The organism is Methyloceanibacter sp. (assembly GCF_049590335.1).
GTDB lineage: Bacteria > Pseudomonadota > Alphaproteobacteria > Rhizobiales > Methyloligellaceae > Methyloceanibacter.
The window spans coordinates 1-8,950 of the sequence record NZ_JBAWCQ010000152.1; the positions used below are offsets into that span (position 1 = coordinate 1).

General features: G+C 61.2%; 8 protein-coding genes and 1 tRNA gene. 5 read left to right on the forward strand and 4 right to left on the reverse strand.

Annotated elements, in window-relative coordinates:
* A partial coding sequence (locus tag WBQ77_RS11590) for a hypothetical protein (RefSeq protein ID WP_424060369.1) occupies window positions 1–362 on the reverse strand: 362 nt, incomplete at its 3' end.
* A 145-nt stretch (window positions 363–507) separates the two neighbouring features.
* On the opposite strand from WBQ77_RS11590, the gene WBQ77_RS11595 reads away from it, so the two are divergent.
* From WBQ77_RS11595 to WBQ77_RS11605, 3 genes are all read left to right on the forward strand, one after another.
* Window positions 508–581, forward strand: a tRNA-Gln gene (locus WBQ77_RS11595).
* 230 nt (window positions 582–811) lie between these two features.
* A complete protein-coding gene (locus WBQ77_RS11600) occupies window positions 812–2,296 on the forward strand; it encodes a SulP family inorganic anion transporter (protein ID WP_424060371.1) in 1,485 nt (494 codons plus the stop codon).
* Between the two features lie 9 nt (window positions 2,297–2,305).
* Window positions 2,306–3,163, forward strand: coding sequence for a universal stress protein (locus WBQ77_RS11605; protein WP_424060373.1), 858 nt, complete (start codon window positions 2,306–2,308; stop codon window positions 3,161–3,163).
* Window positions 3,164–3,179: 16 nt separating this feature from the next.
* On the opposite strand, the gene WBQ77_RS11610 is transcribed toward WBQ77_RS11605, so the two are convergent.
* Window positions 3,180–4,646 (reverse strand): OprD family outer membrane porin, encoded by a 1,467-nt coding sequence (locus WBQ77_RS11610; protein ID WP_424042797.1) that lies wholly within the window; start codon window positions 4,644–4,646, stop codon window positions 3,180–3,182.
* 418 nt (window positions 4,647–5,064) lie between these two features.
* On the opposite strand from WBQ77_RS11610, the gene WBQ77_RS11615 reads away from it, so the two are divergent.
* Entirely contained in the window at window positions 5,065–5,886 is an 822-nt protein-coding gene (locus tag WBQ77_RS11615; RefSeq protein WP_424060375.1) for a hypothetical protein, read from the forward strand.
* A gap of 177 nt (window positions 5,887–6,063) precedes the next feature.
* Window positions 6,064–6,645 (forward strand): hypothetical protein, encoded by a 582-nt coding sequence (locus WBQ77_RS11620; RefSeq protein ID WP_424060377.1) that lies wholly within the window; start codon window positions 6,064–6,066, stop codon window positions 6,643–6,645.
* Here WBQ77_RS11620 and cysN read toward each other — a convergent pair.
* Together cysN and cysD are read right to left on the reverse strand one after the other, a co-directional pair.
* Entirely contained in the window at window positions 6,623–8,542 is a 1,920-nt protein-coding gene (cysN, locus tag WBQ77_RS11625) for a sulfate adenylyltransferase subunit CysN (RefSeq protein WP_424060379.1), read from the reverse strand. The genes WBQ77_RS11620 and cysN overlap by 23 nt on opposite strands.
* On the reverse strand, window positions 8,542–8,950 hold a 409-nt coding region (gene cysD, locus WBQ77_RS11630; protein WP_424060381.1), incomplete at its 5' end, for a sulfate adenylyltransferase subunit CysD. The genes cysN and cysD, both read right to left, overlap by 1 nt.

Here is an 8,950-nt window from a genome sequence, read left to right on the forward strand (position 1 = left end):
ACCGACCATAGGCTCTTCGTTGCATTGGAAGCCACAGAAAAACCAAGGCGATTGCCAACAATATTTGGAAAGGAACAATGCCAGCCACCCCGCTGACGCGATGAAGCAACAACGCTCCGATTACCATCACTATGAGACCGACAAAGCACCCAGTTCGTAATGCGTTTGCCGTCATCGAGGCTCGGCTTATCCTCAATGGCAATCAGTGCCACAAACCGCGATAGGGTCGGGCCGAAAGCGATTGCGAAGCCTACCGCCGTTAGTAAGATTCCCGCGATGTCGAGCCATGGCGGCTCGAAGACAGCGATGTAGGCTGGGACGCCAGAAGGCGTCGAATCGATCACTGGCATTTCGCAAGCCATGATAAGGCGCTACAGCCGCTTCCTTGATCAACCCCGGCTTGCCAAGGCTGCGGTACTGCGGCTAGAACGAACGAGTCGGCAGCCATGAGTGGAAAACACGCCCAATCTTGGAAAACGCATCTTATTGAATTACCTGCCAAACTGGTGGGAGATCGTCTAATGGTAGGACAGCGGACTCTGACTCCGTCAATCTAGGTTCGAATCCTAGTCTCCCAGCCAATTGCCCTGAGCCGTCCAAGGCCGAGCGGCCGACCCTCCAACCTCCGCCTTTAGGCCCTGCGCGCATTCGCGCGTTTGCCTCCGCCGTGATTTCCGATACCTAGCACCTGCGCTGTTGGAAACTGGCCTTCCGCCTGGGTTTCCGCTGAACGCCAATCTTCCTGACCATCGCCAAGCTGCCGCATGCCCCGTCCGTATGGCCGAAGCGACGGCCTTTTATCGGGGTGAGCATGAACGCACTCTATACGTATCGCGACCAGTGGATCGGAAACGTCCGCGCCGACATTCTCGCCGGGCTCGTCGTTGCGCTGGCGCTGATCCCGGAAGCCATCGCCTTCTCGATCATCGCAGGCGTGGACCCGAAGGTTGGGCTGTACGCCTCTTTCTCGATCGCGGTCATAGTTGCGATCACCGGGGGGCGTCCGGCCATGATCTCGGCGGCCACCGCAGCCACGGCCGTGGTGATGGTCACGCTGGTGAAGGACCACGGCCTTCATTACCTGTTGGCCGCGACCGTGTTGGCCGGCCTCATCCAGATTGGTGCCGGTCTCGCGAAACTCGGCCATCTCATGCGTTTCGTCTCGCGGTCCGTCATCACCGGGTTCGTCAACGCGCTGGCGATCCTGATTTTCCTGGCGCAGCTACCTGAACTCACCGGCGTCACCTGGGTGACCTATGCCATGGTCGCGGGAGGGCTCGCCATTATCTACCTGTTTCCGATGCTAACCACGGCCATCCCCTCGCCGCTCGTAACCATCGTCGTGCTGTCGGCTGCTTCCATGGCACTGGATCTCGACGTGCGCACGGTCTCCGACATGGGCGACTTGCCCGATACGCTGCCCATTCTTCTGATCCCCGACATCCCGTTCACCCTGGAGACCCTGCAGATCATTCTCCCCTATTCGCTAGCAATCGCGGCAGTCGGCCTGCTTGAGAGCCTGATGACCCAGACCATCATCGACGATCTGACCGACACACCCAGCGACCGCAATCAGGAATGCGTCGGCCAAGGACTCGCCAACACCTGCACCGGCTTCATCGGCGGCATGGCGGGCTGCGCGATGATCGGACAGTCGATGATCAACGTGAAGTCCGGCGGCCGGGGGAGGCTGTCGACATTCACGGCGGGCGCGATGCTACTGTTCCTCATCGTCGTGCTGGGCGACATCGTGGGGCAAATTCCGATGCCGGCGCTGGTAGCGATCATGATCATGGTCTCAATCGGAACTTTCTCATGGTCCTCGATCCGCAATCTGCGCGACCACCCACGCTCGTCCTCAATCGTGATGCTCGCAACGGTGATCGCAACCGTCTACACCCACAACCTCGCCATCGGGGTGCTGACAGGGGTCCTGCTGTCGGGCATCTTCTTCGCTGGCAAGATCGCCCAGCTCTTCCGCGTGACCTCCGAGATTTCGCCCGACGGGCGGAACCGGACCTACGTCATCGAGGGCCAACTTTTCTTCGCCTCGGCGGAACAGTTTATGGCCGGGTTCGACTTTAAGGAGGCACTGGAGCGTGTCACCATCGACGTCAGCCGCGCCCATATTTGGGACGTCTCGTCAGTTGCGGCGCTCGACATGGCGGTACTGAAATTCCGCCGCGAAGGTGCCGAGGTGGTCATCGCCGGCATGAACGAAGCCTCGGAGACGATCGTCGACAGTCTGGCCGTGCACGACAAGCCAGGTGCGATGGACAAGCTGGTGGAGAATTAAGGGGAACCCATGTCGAAAATCTTGATGGTGCTGGTCGACGGGTCGGCCTATTCCGCGAGCGTGTGCCGCTACGCCGCCTGGATCGCCGCGCGCACCGGCGCGCAAGTGAAGCTCTACCATGTGCTCGACCCCCGTCGCGCCAGCGACAAGCTCGACCTCTCGGGCGCCATTGCGCTCGGGGCGCGGTCGGACCTTCTGGAGGAACTCAGTTCGCTCGACGAGCAACGCGCGAAACTTGCCCAGGCGCAAGGGCGCGCAATCCTCGACGACGCCCGCACGCTGATCGAGGCGGAAGGCGTGACCGACGTCGTCACCCGCTTGCGCTATGACGATCTCGTCGCCACCGTCACGGCGAAGGAGGGCGCAGCCGACATGATCCTCATCGGCAAGCGCGGTGAGGAGGCCAGGCCCGAACAGTCACATTTGGGTTCGAACTTCGAGCGGATCGTGCGTGCCAGCCACAAGTCGGTCTTCGTCGCCAATCGCGCTTTCCGGCCGGTCCGCCGCGTGCTGATCGCCTATGACGGCGGCGTGTCGTCGATGAAGGCCGTAGAGTATGTTGCCCGGGACCCGCTCTTCACCGGGCTCGAAGTCGTGGTCGCGACGGTGGCCACGGACAGCGACGAGGTGCGCCAAGACGATCTCGACAACGCCGGCGCAACGTTGACCGCCTGCGGCCACGAAGCCGGAACGCGCGTGCTCCAAGGTCAGTCCGGCAAGGCGCTGGGCGAATTCGTCGAGACCGAAGGAATCGATCTTTTGGTCATGGGCGCTTATGGCCATTCGCGAATCCGAACGCTCGTGATCGGCTCGACCACCACCGAGATGATCCGCTCCTGCAAGGTGCCCGTCGTGCTCATGCGCTGAGCGGGAACGGCGTGCCTCAGAGCAACGGGACGGTGTAGTTCACGATCGTCCGGAACTGGGTCAGGTCTTCACTCGGCAATGCGTCGTTAAAGACTTTCCAGTCGATATATTCGACCTCGACACGCAGACCCTGTAAACGGCCCTTAGACGGCGCGTAGACGAGCCGAAGAGCGACTTCTTCCTGGTTGGCGAAGTCATCATTGGTGACGGGATCGTTTTGGCCCCAACCCTTGCCCCATGCGGCCTTGAACTTGACGCCCTCAAATCCAAGTTTCGCGAAGTCGTAGGACAGGGACAGGAGATAGGCATCGACGCCGGCCTGTTGAAAGTTGGTCACCATCGTCGCCGTGTAGGACGTGCCGAATCCGAAGGGCTTAAGGATGCCCGCCTGGTCTCCGACCCTCGACAACGCACTATCGAAAACGAAGCCCCGATAGCTCGCAACGATGCGCGCCGACGCTTGATAGGTCTCGTAGGGTGTGCCTGGGATCACCTCATTGTCGACGATACGCTGCTCTAAGAGGCCGCCGACCGTCCGCTGGTCCAAATAGTTGAGGCCGACGCGAACGCTCGGACCGTCGCCATTAAGGCGATCACCCAGCAGCATGTAATCGATCTCGCCATAAGCGGTATTGAGCGTGTCCTTGATCCAGTAGTTGGAGGCGCCGATGTTCAACCCGTTCTTGTGGTAACTCGCACCGGCAATCAGAACACCCTCGTCCTGCCGAACCCCTAGTCCGTTACTGAATGAAACGAAGTCAGCCCGATCGCGCGGCTTGTATCGCGTGAGATAGGAGGCGATGTAGTCGATCGTCTGGTCCGGCCCCTGGGCCCTGGGCACGAGAGAGGCGCCTTCGAATGTCAACGGAATCATCCGCACGTCGTAGGGGTTGATATAGGGCGTTCGTACGAGCTGCCGCCCGACCGTGAGTTCATGGCCGCCAAAACGCATGCGGCCGTTGAGCTGGCCAAGCGTTGTGATCTGATCCCCGTCCGGCGATAGATTCAGCGTCGCAGCAGCAGAGTCGTTTGCATAGAGGGGCTGCGTCGTGTAGAGCGCGCTCCGCAACTGAAAGAAGTTGGCGATATAGCCGGAGGCATATGACAGCGATCCGCCTGTCGTGAGGGCTTTCGGTTCTGCAAAGCCAAAATCGTCCTCGTCGAACCAATAGGTCCGGCTGTGGAGGTGCAGCGTGCTGTCGCGGACGAAGACCGGCAGCTCCGACCAGCGTGTCTGGCGCGCATCCTCAAGCCGGTCCTCGCGCCAATCCTCGATCAGCCTAGGCCCCCGCAGATCATCCCGTGGATTGAGCGGAACGGTAAAGCCTTCGCGGATCGGGCTGAAGACTTCGCTGGCCGACGACGGCAACGGATAGTCATGCGCCCCTTGCGCCAATGCCTGCGGCAGCTCGGCGACGCGGAGGACCACAAATGCAGACAGGACGAGGCATGCGACCGCCCTGTCCTGCCGATACCGCATCATTGGCTTGCCTGCTTCTGATTCTCGGACATCACATGCGTCAGTATACCGTACCGTGCCCCTCCGGGCCTCCATAAAGCCATCTTGAGAGGATGGTCTGCCCTCCGGGCTCCGTTCAAACCTGCGCTTTGCTAGTGTAGGTCCATCGATTGCGCCAACGTCTCCCGAAGACTACCTCATGCTCAACTAGACACGCCGCCACGCGCTCGGCTTTCTGATCGGCACCGTCGCTGGCACGCGACTGGTCGCGTTTCCCCTGCCCGCAATCGCGCAGGATCACGCATCGGAGGACGAGGCTTCGTCGGCGCCGGACTGCTTCGACACCAAGAGCTTCGGGCGGTGGAGCACCCAGGCCAGCGATATCAGCGTCGGCATCCTCCAGAACGAAATCCCGGCCGTCAATCCACAGACCTGCGATCTATTGCTGAGCATCAAGGCCGGTTCCAACTTCGCCGCGCGGATCGTTATCGAAGGCATCGCCGCGGGCACGGCCTTGTCGGACGCGCTGTTACGAAATCCCGAGAGCAGTTTCATGGCCAAGGGGCCCGGCTGCGTGGCTATCGTAGAAACACCGCTCTGCGGCAACTGCACGGACATTTACGACAACACGGTCGGGATCTTGCTGCCGCTGGCAACGGCGCCTTTGCGCCGCAACGAAGGCCGCATGGAAATCGTGCTTCACCTCGCGGACGATGACGAAGACTGCCGTTTCAAGATCGATTGCGGCACGATGCGCCAAGCCCTCGACTGGGCAACGGCGCGCCCCGACGCGCGCGCGACGGAGCGAGACAACAAGCAATGCGCCTCCGCCGAAGGCTACTTCATCACGACGGCCTGCTGTGAGGTTCTCGGTCTTGGATATGACTGTTTCGAGCTCAGGATACTCCGCCGCTATCGCGATCCGTTCCTTGCAACGCGCCCGGGCGGTGCGGCCGCAATTGCGCGCTGCTACGCCCTCGCGCCCCACCCCCTGGCGCTAGCTCCGGGCAAACGCAAGGGACCCCCACAGGGTCCTACGGGGTATCTATGCCCGTTACGTCCTGCCCGCGACCCTCGCGGCGCGCTTCGGCCTCGATCGCAGAGCCTTTCGCCTCGACCAGCGGATGCTGACGGCCCCGTCGCAAGCGTCCCACGGGTCATCTTTCATGGCGTAGCGGCACGCGCCGGAGCGCTATCGCCCGAAAATCAGACGCCGGTTTCATTATCGGGAACTCATGCCCCCTTTCGCGCATTGGGTCTTTAGAAGGGCCGTCAACCGGGAGAGCCGAGGGGGGCTTCTTCGAAGGCTGTCAGTCACCCCATGCGGCACCACAAGGAGGCCTTGGCCACCGCGCGGATTGGGCTCTGACAGTGCGGGGAACGGGGGTGTCGGGCGCTGTCGGGCACTGGGCTCGACGCGTCGAAAGAGGGAGCTTCTTTAATGACCCAATTCAGCCTGCCAATGTCGACCCAATCGTCTCGCGTGGCGCTCAGCACCCATCCCGTCCATCGTGCAACGGCTCTGCTCAAGGAAGGCCTCCATGAGTCGAGGCGCGCCACCTTTACCCAAGAGTTCGGCGAGGTCCGCGGCATTCATCGCCTTTCCTCGCCGCCGGCGGCTGAGGTCTTCGTGGATCCCCATGAGATGGCGGACTTTGTCTCCCCACCAACGAATCTCGCCTTTGTTGGGGCTTATCTCGGACCTCCGCAGATCGGGAAGGAGAGCACTGTCCCCGACGGTCCCGACAGCGGCATGCCCATCGCCGGTCGTGAAGACACGGTACCGAACCACGCGGCCGAAAAGCAGCTTCGAGACCTGATCAAGGACTTCAAGGAACGCCAACGCCGGGCCGGGCTCATCGTCGCGGGTTCGATCACCGCCGCCGTCACGCTGACATTCCTCGCGATTGCGCTACTCTTCGTAGCTGCAGCCACGGATGGGGCAACCGTACACGAGAGCGTGGGCCGCGAAGGGCCCGCGCGCGACGCGGCCGCTACACCTACACCACTTTCCGGCGCCTGAGCTCTTCCAGCACACGTTCGGCAAGGGTCTCCGGCGGCAAATCAATCGTATTCAAGTCGAGATCCGGAGACTCCGGCTCCTCATAACTCGAGTCGATTCCGGTGAAATGCTTGATCTGGCCGGCGCGCGCCTTGCTATACAGCCCCTTAGGATCACGAGCCTCGCAAACCTCAAGCGGCGTATCGACATAGATCTCGATGAACTCGCCGTCGCCGAGCATGTCGCGCGCCATGCGGCGCTCCGACCGGAATGGCGAGATAAACGACACCATCACGATGAGACCGGCATCGACGAACAGCCGCGCGGCTTCCGCCACACGCCGGATGTTCTCCACCCGGTCCGCGTCCGTGAAGCCGAGATCCTTGTTCAGCCCGTGCCGAATGTTGTCACCGTCCAGCATGTAGGTGTGACGGCCCAGTGCATGCAACTGTCTCTCCAGTGCATTGGCGATGGTCGACTTGCCCGACCCCGAAAGTCCCGTGAACCACAGCACACAGGGCCTCTGTCCCTTAAGGCTCGCACGGGAAGATTTGTCGACTGACAGCTCCTGCCACTTGATGTTGGTCGAGCGGCGAAGGCCGAATTCGACCATGCCGGCCGCCACTGTCGCATTGGTAAACCGGTCGACCAGGATAAAACTGCCGGTTTCGGGATTGTCGCCATAGGGGTCGAAGACTACAGGCTTGGTCATGCTGAGATTGCACAGCCCCGCCTCGTTCATCTCCAAGGTCTTGCCGGCAACATGATCCAGATTGTCGACATTGAGCTTGTATTTGAGCGACGAGACCGTTGCGGTCGAAGTCTGCGTACCGCACCGGATCGTGTAGGTCCGCCCCGGCAACATGGCCTCTTCGTCGAACCAGATAATCTTCGCCGCGAGCTGATCCGCCACGGAAGGCTCATCATCGGGCGTTGCGATTAAGTCGCCGCGGCTCGCGTCGACTTCCTCGGCAAATGTCAGCGTAACAGCATCGCCTTCCCGCGCGACATCGAGGTCGCCGTCGGCCGTCACGATCCGTGCCACATGCACACGCTTGCCGGAGGGGTGAATGACCACCTCGTCTCCAGGTTCGATGTTTCCGCCCGCCACGGTCCCGGATACACCGCGGAAATCCAGATGCGGCCTGTTCACCCATTGCACGGGGAACCGGAACGGTCCCGACTCCCTGTTGTGTCCGACCTCGACCGTTTCCAAATGCCCGAGCAGGGTCGGACCGTGATACCAATGCATGTGGCCGCTCGGCGCCGTGACATTGTCGCCCTTCAGCGCCGAAACCGGGATGGGCACGATCGAGTCGAAGCCCAGAGGTCCGGCGAACGCCGAAAAGTCCTCGACGATCGCATTGTACCGCTCCTGATCGAAATCGATCAGATCCATCTTGTTGATGGCCAGCGCGACCTTCTTGATGCCAAGCAATGACAGGATGCACGCATGCCGCCGTGTCTGGGTCAGCACCCCCTGGCGCGCATCGATCAGCAGAACACCGAAGTCGCAGTTCGATGCACCGGTCGCCATATTGCGCGTGTACTGCACATGACCTGGCGTATCGGCAACGATGAACTTCCGCCGGGGCGTCGAGAAATAGCGATACGCCACATCGATCGTGATGCCCTGCTCGCGCTCGGCCTGAAGGCCGTCGACGAGGAGCGACAGATCGATCTCCGCCCCCGGGTTGGAATTGGGACGTCTGGATTCCCGCTGAACGTTCTTTAGCTGGTCTTCGAATACCAGCTGAGAATCGAACAATAGACGGCCGATCAACGTACTCTTGCCGTCATCGACACTGCCACAGGTCAGGAATCGCAGCAGCCCGCGATCTTCTTCGGCGACAAGGCGGGCGGCAAGCCGATCGCTGGCACTATCGTTCGCGCCCCCAACAACACTGAGATGCGCCATTAGAAGTACCCCTCCTGCTTTTTCTTCTCCATCGACCCGACTTGATCGTGGTCGATGACGCGCCCCTGCCGCTCCGAATGTCGGGAGGCAATCAATTCTTCGATGATCTCGGGCAATGTCGTGGCGTCGGACTCGATTGCGCCGGTGAGCGGATAACAGCCCAACGTGCGGAAGCGCACTTTACGCATCTGCGGCACCTCGCCCTCATCAATGGGCAAACGATCGTCGTCCACCATGATCAGCGTGCCGTCACGCTCGACCACGGGGCGCTCTTTTGCGAAATAGAGTGGGACGACCGGAATGTCTTCCAGATAGATATAGGTCCACACGTCGAGCTCGGTCCAATTCGACAGGGGAAACACGCGCATACTCTCGCCGGGATTCACATTGGTATTGGCCAGATGCCAC